Annotated in this window: 15 protein-coding genes and 1 riboswitch; of the genes, 1 reads left to right on the plus strand and 14 read right to left on the minus strand. The window is 46.7% G+C overall.

What is annotated here, in order from left to right; translation table 11 throughout:
- Window positions 1-46 precede the first annotated feature (46 nt).
- From JO375_RS20785 to metA, 11 genes are all read right to left on the minus strand, one after another.
- Window positions 47-1003, minus strand: a complete 957-nt coding sequence (locus tag JO375_RS20785; protein ID WP_229526247.1) for a 4-hydroxy-3-methylbut-2-enyl diphosphate reductase — start codon at window positions 1001-1003, stop codon at window positions 47-49.
- Between the two features lie 111 nt (window positions 1004-1114).
- Window positions 1115-2593, minus strand: coding sequence for a sensor histidine kinase (locus tag JO375_RS20790; protein ID WP_229526248.1), 1479 nt, complete (start codon window positions 2591-2593; stop codon window positions 1115-1117).
- A 1-nt stretch (window position 2594) separates the two neighbouring features.
- On the minus strand, window positions 2595-3284 hold the full coding sequence (locus JO375_RS20795; protein WP_229526249.1) for a response regulator transcription factor: 690 nt from the start codon (window positions 3282-3284) through the stop codon (window positions 2595-2597).
- A 144-nt stretch (window positions 3285-3428) separates the two neighbouring features.
- Window positions 3429-5009: a S1C family serine protease gene (locus tag JO375_RS20800; protein ID WP_229526250.1), complete on the minus strand. Its 1581-nt coding sequence runs from the start codon at window positions 5007-5009 to the stop codon at window positions 3429-3431.
- 195 nt (window positions 5010-5204) lie between these two features.
- A complete protein-coding gene (locus JO375_RS20805; RefSeq protein ID WP_229526251.1) occupies window positions 5205-5513 on the minus strand; it encodes a hypothetical protein in 309 nt (102 codons plus the stop codon).
- An 84-nt stretch (window positions 5514-5597) separates the two neighbouring features.
- A complete protein-coding gene (locus JO375_RS20810; protein WP_229526252.1) occupies window positions 5598-6173 on the minus strand; it encodes a 3D domain-containing protein in 576 nt (191 codons plus the stop codon).
- Window positions 6174-6234: 61 nt separating this feature from the next.
- Window positions 6235-7116 (minus strand): putative sporulation protein YtxC, encoded by an 882-nt coding sequence (locus tag JO375_RS20815; protein WP_229526253.1) that lies wholly within the window; start codon window positions 7114-7116, stop codon window positions 6235-6237.
- A gap of 403 nt (window positions 7117-7519) precedes the next feature.
- The gene (mqnC, locus tag JO375_RS20820) at window positions 7520-8653 is read right to left on the minus strand and encodes a cyclic dehypoxanthinyl futalosine synthase (protein ID WP_229526254.1); all 1134 of its coding nucleotides are present in this window, start codon (window positions 8651-8653) and stop codon (window positions 7520-7522) included.
- A 430-nt stretch (window positions 8654-9083) separates the two neighbouring features.
- A complete protein-coding gene (locus JO375_RS20825; protein WP_229526255.1) occupies window positions 9084-10262 on the minus strand; it encodes a trans-sulfuration enzyme family protein in 1179 nt (392 codons plus the stop codon).
- Window positions 10262-11443 (minus strand): PLP-dependent transferase, encoded by a 1182-nt coding sequence (locus tag JO375_RS20830; protein ID WP_229526256.1) that lies wholly within the window; start codon window positions 11441-11443, stop codon window positions 10262-10264. The genes JO375_RS20825 and JO375_RS20830 overlap by 1 nt, the downstream gene beginning before the upstream one ends.
- A 124-nt stretch (window positions 11444-11567) precedes the next feature.
- On the minus strand, window positions 11568-12485 hold the full coding sequence (gene metA / locus JO375_RS20835) for a homoserine O-acetyltransferase MetA (protein WP_229526257.1): 918 nt from the start codon (window positions 12483-12485) through the stop codon (window positions 11568-11570).
- 118 nt (window positions 12486-12603) lie between these two features.
- Window positions 12604-12729: riboswitch (SAM riboswitch) on the minus strand.
- Window positions 12730-13266: 537 nt separating this feature from the next.
- Here metA and corA point away from each other — a divergent pair.
- Window positions 13267-14202 (plus strand): magnesium/cobalt transporter CorA, encoded by a 936-nt coding sequence (corA, locus tag JO375_RS20840; RefSeq protein WP_229526258.1) that lies wholly within the window; start codon window positions 13267-13269, stop codon window positions 14200-14202.
- 113 nt (window positions 14203-14315) lie between these two features.
- Here corA and JO375_RS20845 read toward each other — a convergent pair whose 3' ends face one another.
- The 3 genes from JO375_RS20845 to JO375_RS20855 form a co-directional block, all read right to left on the minus strand.
- Window positions 14316-15323 carry an HRDC domain-containing protein gene (locus JO375_RS20845; protein ID WP_229526259.1) on the minus strand — a complete coding sequence of 336 codons (1008 nt, stop codon included), beginning with the start codon at window positions 15321-15323 and terminating at the stop codon, window positions 14316-14318.
- A 165-nt stretch (window positions 15324-15488) separates the two neighbouring features.
- Window positions 15489-16364, minus strand: coding sequence for an ROK family protein (locus JO375_RS20850; RefSeq protein WP_229526260.1), 876 nt, complete (start codon window positions 16362-16364; stop codon window positions 15489-15491).
- Between the two features lie 222 nt (window positions 16365-16586).
- Window positions 16587-17483, minus strand: a complete 897-nt coding sequence (locus JO375_RS20855) for a 5'-3' exonuclease (RefSeq protein WP_229526261.1) — start codon at window positions 17481-17483, stop codon at window positions 16587-16589.
- Between the last annotated feature and the right edge of the window lie 45 nt (window positions 17484-17528).

Consider the following 17528-nt stretch of genomic DNA (forward strand, 5'->3'; position numbering starts at 1 on the left):
GCTATCCAGGCATTGATTCCTGAATAGCGACTGTGTTCAACTACTGCTATTCCGTCGTTTTTGACTTCTCCCGTACAGGAGGCAGCAGCTTTGTCATATCAATCGTTCGCTGGATCTCCCATGTATCCGGGTTAGCCGGGTCATACTGCTCCAGATACGTAATGACCTCTTTCGTAATCAGCGTAGGCGTAGAAGCGCCGGATGTCACCGCTACTTTCGTAATGCCCTCCAGCCACTCTCTTTTCAGCTCTGTTACATCGGAAATCCGATAGGCTTTCGTGCCAGCGACCTCGTGGGACACTTGGGCAAGTCTGTTGGAGTTATTGCTGCGTGGATCACCAACGACGATCACCAAATCCGCCTGTCCTGCCTGCTCGGCTACCGCCTCCTGGCGTACTTGGGTTGCCAGACAAATTTCATTGTGTATCTCAGCACCCGGGAATTTCTCCAGCAGCTTCTTCATAATGTGCTTGATGTCCCATTGGCTCATAGTCGTCTGATTGGTAATGAGGATCTTGCCCTCGGGCAGCGCAAGCGTATCAATTTCCTCTTCTTTTTCAATCAGATGAACATGATCCGGCGCTATTCCGATAGCTCCCTCTGGTTCAGGGTGCCCCTTTTTGCCGATATAAATAATCTCGTATCCTTCCGCCGACTTCTCCCGAATCAGATCATGGGTCTTCGTCACATCCGGACAGGTTGCATCCACTGTAGTAAGTCCTTTATCCCGTGCCAGCTTGCGAACCTCAGGCGATACGCCATGGGCGGTAAAAATAACGGTACCGCTCTCCACCTGGCTCAAAATCTCCATACGGTTCGGGCCGTCCAGTGTAATAATCCCTTCTTCTTCAAAGGAATGGGTGACATGGCTGTTATGCACAATCATGCCTAATATATAAATAGGCCGGGGTAAGTCCAGGTTTTTGGCTGCCTGGCGAGCCAATACCATGGCATCGACTACGCCGTAGCAGTACCCCCGGGGTGAAATCCTGAGTACTTCCAAAAATAGCACCCGCTTTCTTTGACACAGTATACCGCTCCAATAACCGGGCAGCTGTGGGCATTCAGCCCTCTACTGGCCAATTCTATGATGTAGTTGCCCTCCTATTATAGCTTATTCCAAAGGTGCGGAAAAGCTGACCGGAAGCCAGATGACAAAGGTCGTTCCTTCACCTTGGCGTGTAACCACTTCCACAGATCCGTGATGCTCATCAATAATCCATTTGGCAATGGACAGCCCCAGACCGATTCCCTCCGTCACGCCGCGTGATTCATCCGCCCGGTAAAAGCGGTCAAAAATAAAGGGAACCTGACTCTTGTCCATCCCGATGCCTGTGTCACTGATCCGCAGACCCACCTGCCCCTGATAAATGATGGCATCAAACCGGACGGTTCCTTCAGGAGTATATTTGAACGCATTATCAATGAAAATGAATAGCATTTGCTGCAGATAATCCTTGCTGCCTTCCATATAAATGCCATTCAGCATCGAAAAGTCGCCCACAATCCATTCGGCGGTCCGCTCTAAAAATTGGGCACGGCGGGCAACCTCATTTACGAGCGGTTCCAGCGCAACGGGAGACTTATCGAATGTTTTCCCCGTATCCGCTCTCGCAAGTGACAGCATATCCCCAACCAGGCGGCTCATACGCTTGCCTTCATCCGCCATGTCACTCAGTGCTTCCATGGACAGCTCACGGATCATCTCTTCATCCATTTTCGGCCGCTCTCCCGGCTCGGTCGTCCACATTTTGAGCAAAAAATCAACGTTGCCACGAATGGTCGTAAGCGGTGTACGCAGCTCATGGGAAGCATCGGCGACAAAACGGCGCTGTGCCCCGTATGCATCCTCCAGTTCCTTGTAAAAAGATTCTGTACGTTCCAGCATATTATTAACCGTGCCGATCAGCCGACCAATTTCATCTGCCGGACCGTCATATTCAATCCGAACACTCAAGTCATTGCTGGATTGAATCTGATTTGCTCCTTCAATCACCTTGACCAGCGGCTTCATCGACTTGCGGGCCAAAAAGAGTCCTGAGGTCGCAGCAGCGAGCAGAGCAACTAACGAGCCGTATATAAGCACACTTTGCAGCCTGTTCATGAGCCGATCCTGCGAGCCCGTGAATTGGCCTATCTGTAGAAAGCCAACCACCAGGCCCAGCTCATCAGATTTGATCGGCTGCTGATAAATCATAAAGGAATCCCCTTTTACGTTTACACGCCGAATCCCCTCATTTTGGACCGCTCCTGCCATTGTAGAGGGCACCGGGAAGGTGATTTTGAGGTCCTTCATATTTTGAGTCGTTTTGGTTACCCCAGATGTGTAATTATAAATTTGTACATATAGCTGTGAGTCATCAATTCCACGTCCCTGCACCAAGCCCAAATCCAGGTTGGGGACTTCAAATAATCCCCCTTTAATGGTAAGCAGCAGCTGTTTATTAATCCGTGGCGCCTGAGTCATAAGCTGACTTTTCACTTCATTATATGTGTAATAATAAACCAGTCCGTAAATAGCCAGTCCAAAAATGACAAGCACTATAGCCAAGATACTTGAATACCAAGCTGTCAGCCGCCACCGAATAGACATATTACACATCACCTCTTAAAATATAGCCGGCTCCCCGAATCGTACGAATGAGCCGTTTGCCGCCATCCTGTTCTGTTTTTTGTCGCAACATGGCAATATATACTTCCAGCACGTTCGATTCACCGCTATAGTCATAGCCCCAAATTTTATCCATAATCAAATCACGTGACAGCACACGCTTCGGGTTTTGCATAAACAAATGGAGCAATTCAAATTCTTTTGCTGTCAGTTCCAAACGTTTGCTGCCACGGAACACTTCACGCGATTCATTATCCAGCTGCAAATCTTCAAAGACAAGCCGATTCCCGCTATTGTCCTGCTGTTCGGTTTTCCGCCGCAAAAGTGCCCGCACACGTGCCAGCAGCTCCTCCAGTGCAAACGGCTTGACAAGGTAATCGTCGGCCCCCAGATCCAGCCCCTTAACCCGGTTTTCCACCTCATCCTTGGCTGTAAGCATCAGGACAGGCACCGTGCTGCCGCCTTCCCGCATACGACGGCATACCTCAAAACCATCCACCTGCGGCATCATTACATCCAGCACGACAACATCAGGCTCAGCTGTCAGCATTTTATTCAATCCTTCTGCTCCGTTGGCGGCCGTCAGCACCTCGTAGCCTTCAAAAGCCAGCCCTCTGCGCAGCATGGACACAATTTTCTCATCATCATCAATAATCAGAATGGTAGAACGCATACACCATCGAACTCCTTTATTATCTTCTTTTCACTCTATTGTAGCAGGAGTAGACGCGCGTAGCACCTTGCCGTCACATACAGCAAGAAACGGAAGGGCTATTCCTTCCGTTTCTTCCTCACATGTTCATTTGTATTTATCAGCTTATTGCTGAAGTGCCGAGTTAAAATCATTTTTGTTGCCTATTTTCACTTGAATGTTCATTTTCTGTCCGGCCCGTTCAATGTTAAGCGTCAGTACTGTACCTACTTTTTGCTTCTGAATGAACTGAATCAGCTCTTGTGAGGTGCTGTAAGGTGTGCCATTGGCACCGATAATCACATCGTAAGGACGCAGATCCGCCTGATAAGCAGGGGATTTATAAATAATATCGCGCACGACCGAGCCTTCGGTCAAAGACGTACCCAATTCCTTGGCTACCTCAGGGCTCAAATTTAACAGGCTTGCACCAATGAAAGGTACAGGTTCTTTCGGAATAGGCTGATTATTTTTCAGCTTATCGACAACTTCCAGAATCGTATTGGACGGAATCGCAAAACCGATCCCCTGTGCGTCTGCACTCACAGCTACGTTCATGCCAATAACCTGGCCTTGCAGGTTCAACAGCGGTCCACCAGAGTTACCTGGATTTATGGACGCATCCGTTTGAATAAGATGCTTGTATTGAGTCGGTTTTCCAGTCGATTCACTATTAATGGTGATGGTACGTTCTTTTGCACTCAGCACCCCGGCTGTTACGGAATGTTCGAAGCCTTCAGGGTTACCGATTGCTACCATCCACTCACCGACTTTAGCCTTGTCGGAATTCCCTAGCGTTACCGTTGGGAAGTTATTTTTACCGTCTATTTTAAGTACCGCCAAGTCAAGGTCTGCATTTTTGCCTAACACCTTAGCCTCATACGGTTTATTAGTTCCTTCTACAGTAACCTGAACTACGCTTGCACCTTCAACAACGTGGTTGTTAGTCAGAACATAACCCGATTTATCAAAAATAAAACCGGAACCAATGCCAAGCGGGGTCAGTTGTCCGCTGTCGCTGTTGCTGCTGTCGTTTCCATTATTGCTGTTTCCATCACTGTCTCCATACTGATTTCCAAAGAAGTATTGATACAGCGGGTCATTAAAATAAGGGCTGCTTTGTCTGCCGCTTGACTGCTTGGCAAGTGTTTCGATTTTGACGACCGCAGGTCCCGCCTTTTCAACAACGGATTGAACATCTGCGGTACCTGAAGGCATCATCGCCGGAACTGCAGTTGGCGCAGAACCTGCCGATCCTGAATTTGTCGTTTCTCCGCTTTCCGCTGCTGCCGAGGTCATCGCCGTCTCCGGTGTAAACATATTGGTTCGGTCAGCCGTGTACATCAAGACCGTAATAACCAGCATCCCGGCTAAAAAAGATAGAAAAATTGTTTTGAACTGCGACTTGGGTTTATTCGGCTTGAATTGCCAGTTGCCTCCATTTCGACCTGAACCGTTCTGCTGCTCAAACTCAGCTCGATGGTAAGAAGGAGGAAGAGATCTTACTGCCTGCGGTGGCGTAATTTCAACGTCCTTCTCCACTGAATATCCCTCTCTGCGTTGCGCGTCGGACTGAACTGAAGAAAAGGGACCGTAGGAATAATAATATGAAGAACCATTTGATTCGTTCGGTCCAGTTGTTCTATCGGTATCAGCCTGATCGTTGTCGTTCCGGCGTCCGGAATGATCATTTTTGAATTCGTCCATTGTATATCTCCTCCCAAACCCTATGCTTCAAGGTGGTGTTGTTTAACTGACTTTATTGTGCACTTCAAACCTTAATTCCACCTTAAAAAAAATTAAAAAGCAGCTAAAACCTTTGACCTATATGTACTTGCCTATTTCTAGTCAATACGAAATGCCCCGGAAAATTCCGAGGCATTGTTGATTGTATATGCTTTTTTATTTCGTGTTGAAGTTTTCATCGAACTTTTGGTTCGGTGTTTGAGCATTGCTTTGAATTTTATTGCGACTGGAGTTTTGTACTTTTTGGGCTACTGCGCTTGTACCTGCTACATCTGTTGCAAATTCTTCACTATACTTCTCATTAGGTGTTTGGTAGTTGTCTTGAATTTTATTTTGTTCAGATTGCTTCACCTTTTGAGAAACGACACCTATCGTACTGTCTTGTGCAAATTCTGCTTTAAACTGATTGCCTGCGCTTGCTTGGGCACCTTGGTTCATGTTTGAGCTTCCACCTTGCTTTGGCATAAATTTCAACCTCCCAATATGTTTTGTGGGATAAGCTTATCCCGCAACATAGTATGCGGAGTCAGAAAGCACAATATTCAAGGATTAAATGGAAGCATCCAGTGTCGCGGTCGGAATTAATTTATGTCTCTCTATCGCCTTTTGGAGCGATTGTATCATCTTTTCCGTACATTTTCCGTTCCCTTTTTTTATAATTTGCACATTCACATCTTTCTTGCCCCATTCGGAGTACACCTGCCGGATTGTTTTAAAATACAAGTCGATTTTATTGCCCTTAATCGCTGAGCCTGTATCTGCTACAATTCCGTAGCCGTAACCTGGAATGTACAAAATGCTGCCCAAAGGAAACGTCTTGGGATCAGCCGCAATCGTAGACAGTGTGTTTTTGTCACGACGCACTTTTACACCCGAATACGTAATACCATAACCGGGATGATTTGGCCGTTTGCCAGTCGATTCATAGCCTGCTGTATATCCTGTTGCCGTGACCGTCATGGTCGTAATGACCTGCTCCTCGGGCGGGGCCAAAACAGGAGTTGATTGCCATCTCTTGTGCTGGACCGGTTCTTTGTGACCGTAAACCTCATTACCGGGCGTGAATAAACAGCTTGCAATGATCACGGTACCCAAACACCGTTTCCATACCAACATGGATCTCATAAAAAACCTCCCCTTGAGGCACAGGCTTTCCAGAAATCCGCTCGATTATACGAACCATTTATTATTTATGAACATCCTGACCTGGATAGAGGCTGCTCAGCTTTACTTTATCTTCAAAAATATGCAGCAACGTTCGCACAATGGGGGTGTGCTCATCATGTGTATGCAATATAATGGAAGCAGGGGAAATCGAAATCAGCGTGCTGACAATTCGATCCTCAACCTCCATTTCCAGCTCCATTCCCGGCATTTCCACGATGATGTCATCTGCATCCGGAGCCGAGATAGGAACCATGGCACTATCGAGAATGGTAAAATCATGCCCGCCTTGATGAAGCACATGCACGAGCGGAACTTTACTTTCCTGAAAAAACACAAAGTGTTTGAGCAGCCCCATAAATTCTTCATACTGCCTGTCTGCCCAAAATTCCTCCATGGCATAGTCAACAATTTCTTCAAGCTCTTTTTTATATGCATGCAGCCTGAATTGAATAAGCCCTTCTAAATTAATGACAGGAAGCTCCTTAAAATCTTTTTCCAAAAGAGTGGTCAGTTTACCGTGGCGCTTTAAACGTCCATTTGGGCCATCGTCGTTTAACAGGCAGCGAATCATGCTGCAAATTCGGGCCGTGTCCTCTTTGTCCAGCAGCGAACAGGCTTTATCGAGAGTTTGATTCAGCAGCTGCCATTCCTTAACCTGGATAATATAATCCGCTATTGCCGAAGACATGATGCCGTATACACAGGGTAAAAAGCTTGCAAAAGCCTCATTGCTTCCTGTGCCCTTGCAGGTCCATGCCACTTTATTTTTCAGCTGTCTGAAAGTGAATCGAAATCCGCGCCGTGACATATGTAGTCCCTTGGTTCTACTCTTGACCACCTCATAAAAACGATCGGCTTCCTGATCTCCGTCTGTTTCGGTCCATACAGTAAAAAGTTCCATTGGCTCACTCCTTTCGATCACTGCTTTCAGTATATGGCGGCCTCCGAAGGGTTATACGAAGTGAACGGCTGGAAACAGGAAGTCACATATATAAGAGAACAAAGGCCGTTCCCCTGATTCATCTTTTGGATTTGCAGCGCTTCAAGGCGATCATTCAAATGACTGACCCACAGACTGAGATGATATATATGAAGCAATGGAAGATGTAGTAAAAACAAAGGATTTTTACGGCAATACGCTTGTACTCCATTACTCATGCTGACTGGCCATATGATAAAATACAAATAAGATGGATACACTAAAAAAGAGTAAAGATGTTGTAGCATCCTCACTCTTTAGCAACAGCCGTTTATTAAGCGTTTTTAATGATTACGAATATTTACGAATATTTACGAATGTATTTTTAATTTTGCATAATAAAATCATGCTCAATATTGCTGGCGCTATCAAAAGTACGAATAATATCATAGCGGGTATTACGCTGCGCCGGAATGTGACCTGTCTCGCGGATCAACTGCAAGATGGACTCGATGTTGACCTTATGCGTTGCGCCTGCGGCGGAAACGACATTTTCCTCAATCATCGTGCTGCCAAAATCATCGCAACCATAGTATAGCGATTTTTTGCCGACTTCCGGCCCCATCGTTACCCACGAAGATTGGATATGCTTGATGTTATCCAATACAAGACGGCTGATCGCAACAGTTTTTAAATATTCCTCCGGCGTCTGACGCTCCTTCTTCAGGTTCGTGTTGTCTGGCTGGAAGGTCCAAGGAATAAAGGCCAAAAATCCTTCAGAATTATATTTGTTTTCAATACATTCATCCTGGGCATCACGAACACGCAGCAAATGCAGCGCACGCTCCTCCATCAACTCACCAAAGCCGATAACCATCGTGGCAGTCGTGTTCATCCCAACCTTGTGAGCCGTTTGCATCACGTCCATCCAATCTCGCCAAGAGCCTTTGAGACGGCTGATTTTACGGCGAGTGCGGTCATCCAAAATTTCTCCGCCTCCACCCGGCAATGAATCCAGTCCAGCCTCATGAATGGCACGAATGGTTTCTTCCATCGAAAGGCCGGATTTTTCCTTCATCTTATGAATTTCTGCTGGCGAGAAGGAGTGCATCGTAATATCGGGAAAACGCTCTTTAATGCCTTTCAGCAAATCTGTATAATAACTGAACGGCAGATTCGGATTTACACCGCCTTGCATCAGAATTTCGGTGCCTCCTACCTCCTGCGTTTCCTTGATCTTCTGAAAGATTACCTCATCTGGCAGAACATAACCTTCCTCAGAACCCGGTCTGCGGTAAAAAGCACAAAAGCGGCAATATACGTCACACACGTTCGTATAGTTAATATTTCGTCCGATGACGAAGGTTTTAATCGGATTCGGATGCATGCGATTCATGACTTTGTTCGCCGCATCGCCGATTTTTTCTACTTCATCTGATTCGAACAAAGCAACCGTATCCTCTAAATTCAGGCGTTCGCCGCGCAGGGCTTTATCTAAAATATGGTCGATTACACTCATGGTGTATCCTCCTTCGCTTTCACAGGGCAACGAAATGAAAGACAGGACTTATGAACGAGAATGCTTTCACAAACCTGCGTTCGAACCCTGCCGTAATGTATGTTCATGACTGGCCTTGTATGTTGTATTTGCTATTTAGCATAGTAAAACCTACTGATAATACTAACATATCTTTAGGTAAGGAACCATACATATTCCCGCTCCTTTCTGCTTTTCACTTGGAAAAAACATGCACCTGCCACGCTAATTGACAATAATTTATGTATACAAGTGAGAAGAAAGAGGATATCAACATGCAATTCTTCACACTGCCCCTCATGTAAATTATACAGGAAAACAGCAGGCTTCCAGGAGCATTGGAAACTTGCTGTTTTCTACAATGTCTATTCCCTCTCTATCAAACGCAAAATGTTGCGGAGATGCTGACGCTCTAGCGCAGAGCCTCGTTCAAATCGATGATCAGGTCGTCAATATCCTCCAGACCTACTGAAAAGCGAAGCAGTCCGTCTGTAATCCCGCGCTCCAGGCGCACACTATGCGGCATAGCCGCATGTGACATCATCGCCGGGTAAGACAAGATACTTTCCACAGCTCCCAAACTCACCGCAACAATCGGAATGCGCACGCGACTCAAAACTTCCTTTGCCCGCTCACCAGAACCAACATCAAACGATAAAACGGCACCGTAGCCGCTGGATTGGCGCTCGTGGACAGAACGCCCCGGATGATTCTCCAGCCCCGGGTAGTATACAGCTTCAATATCGGTCCGCTCGTTCAGCCAGTTCGCAAGCTTAGCCGCGCTCTTTTCACTGTGTGCCATACGAGCTTCCAGCGTCTTCATGCCGCGCATGAGCAGCCATGACTCTTGCGGGGCCAGTACTGTTCCCATTCCGTTTTGGAGCTGCTTGATCTGTCTCCCCAGCGATTCGGTACGTGCAACGGCAAGCCCTGCCAGCACATCACTGTGCCCACCGAGAAACTTGGTCGCACTGTGCAGAACAATGTCGACGCCTTGCTCAATCGGCCGCTGATAATAAGGGGTCATGAATGTATTATCCACCAGCGTCAAAAGCCCTTTCTCCTGAGCCCAGGAGGTTACTGCTGCCACATCGATAATTTTGAGTGTAGGATTGGACGGAGTCTCCATATACACAGCCTTTGTATTTTCCTGCAATGCCTCTTTTACAAGCTTGAGGTCCGTCATATCAACAAAGGTGGTTTCAATATTCATCCGTTTTAGAATGGAGGTCAGCAGTCGATACGTGCCCCCGTATACGTCCTCAGAAACAATCACATGATCTCCAGCGGACAGAAGCATAAGCACCGTTGAAATGGCTGCCATGCCCGATGCAAAGGCAAATCCTCTGGCCCCGCCTTCCAATAAGACAATATAATCTTCCAGCGCTTGACGTGTCGGATTACCGGAACGGCTGTAGTCATGCTGCGGCGGATTTAAGATATCATGATGATGAAAGGTAGAAGCCTGGTAGATAGGGACACTCGACGCTCCTGTAACACTGTCAATTTCAGATCCAAAATGCAGCAGCTTGGTAGCGAATTTCCGCTCCTTTTCCAGAGCCTGCTCAGCTCCGCTCACATCCTCAATCATTACTGTTCCCCTCCTTCAACTTCTTGACGTGCCGCTTCCAGAGCCGAACGCAAATCTTCAATCAAATCGTCTGTATGCTCAATGCCTACGGAGAAACGCAGGAGCCTGTCATCAACCCCAACGGCATCCCGGATTTCTGCCGGGATATCGGCATGTGTCTGCACAGCAGGATAGGTCATCAGTGACTCCACGCCGCCCAGACTTTCGGCAAAAGCAATCAGCTTAATGTGGCGAAGCAGAGGCTCCACATAGCGTGCATCCTTTACTTTAAAGGAGAAAATACCTGTGTTGCCGCTGGATTGCTTGTTTTGTATCTCACGACCGGGATGACCTTCGAGCCCCGGATAAAATACTTCTGCCACTGCAGGGTGGGTCAATAAATAATTAGCCAACACCGTCGCATTATGCTCATGTCGATCCATACGCAGCGCCAGCGTTTTCATCCCCTTCATCAGTTGGTAGCAGTCACTCGGAGAAAGCACAGCTCCTATCGAATTGTGAAGAAAGGAAATTTCGTCTGACAGCTCCTTGCCCTTGGTTACGATCAAACCTGCCAGTACATCGTTATGACCGCCCAAATATTTGGTCGCACTATGTACCACAATATCTGCTCCCAGTTCCAAAGGACGCTGGAAATATGGCGTTAGCAGCGTATTATCTACAATGGTAAGCAGCTTACGTCGTGATGCCCATCTTGCTACCGCCTGAATATCCGTAATCATCATCAGTGGGTTCGTGGGCGTTTCTATAAATACAGCTTTGGTATTCGGTCGACATGACTGCTCGAGTGCCTCAAGATCGTTTGTATCCACATAGTTTGCCGTCACACCAAATTTAGATAAAATGCGCTCCAGCAAACGATATGTCCCGCCATAGAGGTCCAGCGATACAATGAGATGGTCTCCCTGTCCAAACAATGCGAATACCGTTTGCAGCGCCGCCATGCCGGAACTGCATGCAAAGCCGGCATCACCTGATTCCAGCGCTGCGGAAGCCTCCTCCAGTATCTTTCGCGTCGGATTGGTCGTCCGAATGTAATCAAATCCTGTGCTTTGACCCAGACAGGGATGACGAAACGCGGTAGCCTGATAAATCGGATAATTAATAGCCCCGGTTACTGGTTCCTCAACGGAACCGATTTGTGCCAATCTGCTTTCGATTTTCCACTGTTTCTCACTCATATGAATCCTCCTTTTAACTTCCATTGCAGGTGTATGGCAGATGCTGCAAAAATGGATGATCTAATACTATACTGCTGCGCTGCTGCAGGGTGGTACTGCGAGAGGATAAATTTCAAAGCCCCTTTTAAATCTGGGGCCCGATATCATAAGGTGTTTCTTGGTATACATAATAGTTAAGCCAATTCGAAAATAATAAATTGGCATGCGCACGCCAGATTGAAGGCGGTGTGCGTTTGGGATCATCGCCCGGAAAATAATTTTTGGGGACTTCGACCTCCATGCCTTTGGCCACATCTCGATCATATTCCCATTTCAGCGAAAGCGGATCATATTCAGAATGGCCTGTCACAAAAATTTGTTTCCCATCGCGCGTAGCGATGAGGTACACTCCGGCTTCCGCGGATTCGGATAAAACCTCCAATTCGGCAATACGATCAATATCCTCGCGCCGAACCTCCGTATGCCGGGAATGAGGAGCATAAAAAAGCTCATCGAAGCCGCGCAACAACTTTACCTTAGGCTTACTAACGATGTGTGAAAACACACCAAAGCATTTATAATCAAGTCCATATTTGGGAATCCCGAAATGGTGGTATAGAGCTGCTTGCGAGGCCCAGCAAATATGCATGGTCGAAGTAACGTTTGTTTTCGTCCATTCGAAAATTTGCTGGATTTCCTTCCAGTAGTTCACATCTTCAAACTCAAGCTGCTCCACCGGGGCCCCTGTAATGACCATGCCGTCAAAACGGCTGTTTTTGATCTCGTCAAACGTTTTATAAAACATGTTCAAATATTCCTGCGATGTATTTTTGGATACATGAGACTTCATATGTACCAAAGTAACGTCGACTTGCAACGGAGTATTGCCGACCAGGCGTAACAATTGAGTTTCTGTCGTCTCTTTCGTAGGCATCAAATTCAAAATAGCAATGCGTAACGGACGAATATCCTGATGATAAGCCATGCTTTCATCCATTACGAAAATATTCTCGCCCTCCAGTACTTCCTTGGCAGGCAGTGTATCCGGAATTTTAATCGGCATGCAACTCACTCCTTGTTCGGAAATTTTGCGAAAACCGTCTTGTTGAGATACCGGGGCAATAATATAAAAAAACCTTTCTCAGTTTAGAGAAAGGTCATATTTGTATCGATATGCGCCTCTCTCATCTCTCAGGGCAGCGCACGGTGTATAAAGCGCGCGTCCTGCAAGAATTAGCACCGTACGATCAAAATCGCCGGTTGCCGGGTATCATCGGGCTAGTCCCTCCACCTACTCTTGATAAGATTTCGCTAATATTCATTTGGGGTTCACAAAGTACTTTTTGTTCACTTTAATGCATCGGCTGAACTTCGTCAAGATGAGACTAGCAATTTTGTATTCTGATTCACATTTTGTCTTGCTTATCATAGGTTAAATCATCTGTCTCCTTTTGCTGAAGCTCTTATCATTGCTGTTGATTTAACCTGCGATTTTGCGCTTGAAAGGCCGTAGGCCGAGCGTTATACTATACAAGTGCTAACAGGCCGAACAGCGTAGATAGGAGTGTTCCCGGCGATATTGTGGCAACCTAAAATGACCCTAGTGAGGTGAATCCGGAATGGAAGGCGACCCGAGTCCGAATAGGCGGCGATCCCTGAACAACAGCATAGGAATGACTTCAGCTTGCCGAAAGACGGGACGCCAGGCTCAGCATGCTCCAAAAGCCTGCGGCTTTTGACCGGAATGCTCGCTTATCCGAACCGGCTATCTGGCTAACTGAGTCCATTCCTTATGCTAAAGGTACACGTATTTCCGTTACGACGGAGCATAAGGAGTGACATATATGAAAATCCGTTTGGTAAACAACGGGGTTTTTACCCCTGTCGAAGAAATCGAAAAGGTGCTTGCTGCACCGGCGGAGGGTTTTTATTGGATTGATGCTGATGTTGAAGATCTGGCAGTACTACAGCCTTTATTCTCTATGCATGATCTTGCGGTGGAGGACTGTTTGAGTGAAGAAGAGCAGCGTCCGAAGATTGAAATTTACGAAAGCCACTATTTTATTGTTGTAAATAGTATTCGTTTTGATGATGAAGAAATATTTTTGCGGGCATTAAACATTTTTCTCGGCCGTCATTTTATCATTACAGTAACCAAGCAAAAAATCAATGAGCTTCGCAGCCTGAAGCCTTTACTTTGGGAGCAGGAAGTGAGCCAGCCGGACCGTTTTATGTATCTGCTGATCGACTTGATCGTCGATAACTACTTTCTGGTTGGTGATCGGATTGAGGTACGTATTGAAAAGCTGGAAGAAGATATCCTCATGCACACGAAAAAGTCGCATTTGAATGAAATCATCGGCTTACGCAGTGAAATTCTGTGGCTGAAAAAGGTGCTGGGACCGCAAAAAGAGGTTATAAACACCTTGAATAAACGGGATTTGCGACTCATCGACGATCAATTGCAAAAGTATTTTAGCGACATTTATGAAAATGCGGTGAAAATTTCGGAGACTTTCGAAACTTACCGTGACCTGATGGGCAACCTTCGAGAAGCTTATCAATCCAGCATTGCCAACCGTGCCAATGACATTATGCGCGTATTTACAGCAATTACAACTATATTTATGCCATTGACGGTGATCACCGGTATATATGGGATGAACTTCGATAATATGCCTGAGCTGCATACACATTATGGTTATTTTGTTGTTATCGGTGTTATGGTGGCGCTAGGTGTGAGTATGTTCTTTATTTTCCGTAAGAAAGACTGGGTTTGAAAAGAAACGAGTAGCCAAAGCAGCAGCCGTATCTCTGAAGGATATAGCTGCTGTTTTGTTGTATTGCCTATGCTGCCATTCGGCGAATGACCGGGTCCTCCAATGTGCCCTGTTTATCCCACCTGCAGGTCTGACGCCTCCTGATGCCGATAACGGATACGAACCAGACGCAGGCGCTCATAAACCTGATCCAGCCCGGTTTCTGCCGCCTTTTCCTCCCCATATACTTGCAGCATAACGGGTTTGAGGAGCGTATCCCCCAACTCTTCATACGCTGACCAGATCGCTGCCTGTTCTTCCTCGGATACGTCCGCCAATTCCCTGCGAATGAGCTCCTCCATATCTATTCCGTCCCTGTCCAGCTGCTCCATCGCCTCAATCATCTCTTTGCGCTGCAAATCTGCCTTCATTCCGATGTGCTCCAGCGAAAGGCCATCAGAGATACCTTCCAAGATCATTTTGGTCAGGCTGAATTTGTCCAACTCCTGCCTGTACTGGTTTTCTTTTTGTTTGTATATCCATGACAAAAAGGCTTCTTCTTCCAGCTTCTCAGCTACCCAATCCAGCGGGAATGGTGTAGTCCGGTCACTTTGTGTCGTAATGGTCAACAGCTCCTTCCCATATTGCGACACCTTGCCCTGGCCCATGCCAGGTAGTTCCAGCAATTCCTCTTTCGTATGGGGAAGAAACACGCTAATGAGTCGAAGCAGCCGATTCGTAGCTATAAAATAAGGAGCCTTTCGCTCAGCGACTGCCTTTTGCCGTCTCCACATTGTCAATTGCTCATAAACATCATCACGCGGAAATAAATCGCTGTAGCAGTACAGCTTTTGCAGCGTTTGTCCCCGTCCTGCTGTTCTTTCTTTCTCATGAAAAACCCCATGAATTAAGGGCCTGTAGCCCTCAGCCATCTTGAGCGCCAGCTCGTGGCGGTACACATGCAGTAATTCCTGCCACAAGCTGCCTTCATACCACAGATCATCTGTACTTTCATCCGTTCCATGATGCGTGCTCCAGCCAGCACTCCATATCCCTTCATGCTCCCCTATCCATACCTGGGCAAAGCTCTCATCCCCATGTTCATTTTGCTTGGACAAGCGATTTAAAAATACAACCTCCATAGTTTTCCTCCTGTGCATCATTGATTACAGTCCCGCACAACACAAAAACGCAAAAAAGCACCTATCTCGCTTATTCGCAAGAAAGGTGCTTCCCTTTTTGAGCCGTACTATGCTGTTGCCTATATAATAACCGTACCTTGAATCCGCGTCAACCAGAAATTCTCATTATTTCAGCTTTTCTTTTGCCAAAGCAAGCGCGCCGCACAACCCGGCATTATCCCCCAATCCTGGGGCTACGATATATTGATCAATATCTGTAGTCAGACTCGGATGTTGTACGTAACCGTTCAAAAGCTCTTGAAGCTTGCTGCGAATAAGTGGGAACAACTGCTGCTGTTTCATCACGCCTCCACCCATAATAATCTTTTGCGGTGACAAGATTAATACATAGCTCATCAAAGCCTGTGCCAGATAATAAGCTTCCATTTCCCAGGCTGGGTGATTGACTGAGAGCTCATGCCCCTTAACCTTCCATCTTTTTTCCAGCGCAGGCCCCGCCGCCAATCCTTCTAGACAATCGCCATGATAAGGGCAAGTACCTTCATAGGTATCTTCCGGGTGACGGCGTACCAGAATATGTCCCATTTCCGGGTGGGACAATCCATGAACCAGCTTTCCTCCAACCAAAGCTCCTGCACCGATACCTGTACCTATGGTGATATACAGACAGTTGTCCAATCCTTTGGCCGCCCCCCAGATAGATTCACCCAACGCTGCTCCATTCACATCGGTGTCAAATCCCGTCGGAACATCAAAATGCTCTTTCAGCTTGCCAATCAGATTGTAATTTCCCCAATGCGGCTTTGGTGTTGTCGTAATATACCCGTATGTATCACTGCCCTCAATAGGATCAATCGGTCCAAATGACCCTACTCCCAGCGCTTCAATACCCTTCCCTTCAAAAAATGAAATCACATTCTTCATCGTTTCCGCTGGTGTAATGGTTGGAAAGCTTACACGCTCCAGTACCTCTCCCCGTTCATTGCCAATTCCACATACAAATTTGGTACCGCCTGCTTCAATTGCTCCCAATACTGTCATAGCTTGTGTTGTCCCCTTTCATTCGAAGTCCGTTGCCTTTCACTATATTCACCTGAAACGTCCCTAAGGTCAATCCTCATATCGCAATTGTATACAAATCTTTCACAGGATCGATCCATTTCAGTTGATTCCCATGTACACCAAAAAGGACACTAACACACAAACGTTAGCATCCCTTATGTATGCTTAGTCCGAATGATCATGCGAAGCCCGACTGCAGCATTACGACCCCATCGCTACACCCATCAATGCACATAAGCTTTTCATTTCAAGCTGCTCAAACTTGTCGACAATTTGCACATGATTCAGTGACAGCAGACAGCTGTCCAACCCACATGCTACTGGTACCTCACAGTGAATTGTAGCAAGCTTGCGTGAAATATGCAGCATATCCAGATCGCTTTCAATCTTTTTGCGCACCGATGGCGTCAACTGTTCCAAATTATCCAGAATACCTTCAATAGAGTCGTATTCCTGCACCAGCTTGAGCGCCGTTTTCTCACCTATACCGCGTACTCCCGGGTAATTGTCGCTTGCATCCCCCATTAAGCCCTTGAGATCCACGATTTGGCGTGGCTTAAGCCCTTTTTCGGCCAACAGCGTCTCCGGTGTGTATACCATATAGTTGCCGTGGCCTTTTTTCATAATAATGACCCGTGTCCGCTCATCCACCAATTGGAGTAAATCATGATCGCCTGAGAGAATCATTACATCGATATCCTCATGTTGCGTATAATGGCGTGCGAGCGTACCAATACAATCATCCGCTTCAAAGCCTTCTGCTCCAATGTTGGGAATGCCAAGACTGTCCGTTACTTCACGAATCAATGCAAATTGGGGAATCAAATCATCCGGCGCGTCGCCGCGATTTCCCTTGTACGCAGCAAAATGCTCTCCGCGAAAAGTCGTTCCGCCCATGTCCCAGCAGCAAATGACATGCGTAGGATCAAACGTTTGAACCGCATCCCAAAAATATCGAATAAAACCATATATAGCGTTCGTTGGCACCCCGGCTTTTGTGCGACGGATATATCCGTTAGCAGCGGTTGCATAATATGCGCGAAATAGCAGGGCCATGCCGTCAACCAGCATTATGGATTGTTCATTACGGTGTGTCACAGATTGTATTGCTCCCATTCATCATATTATCTAACCCCAACAGTA

Source organism: Paenibacillus farraposensis (assembly GCF_020736845.1).
Taxonomy (GTDB): domain Bacteria; phylum Bacillota; class Bacilli; order Paenibacillales; family Paenibacillaceae; genus Paenibacillus; species Paenibacillus farraposensis.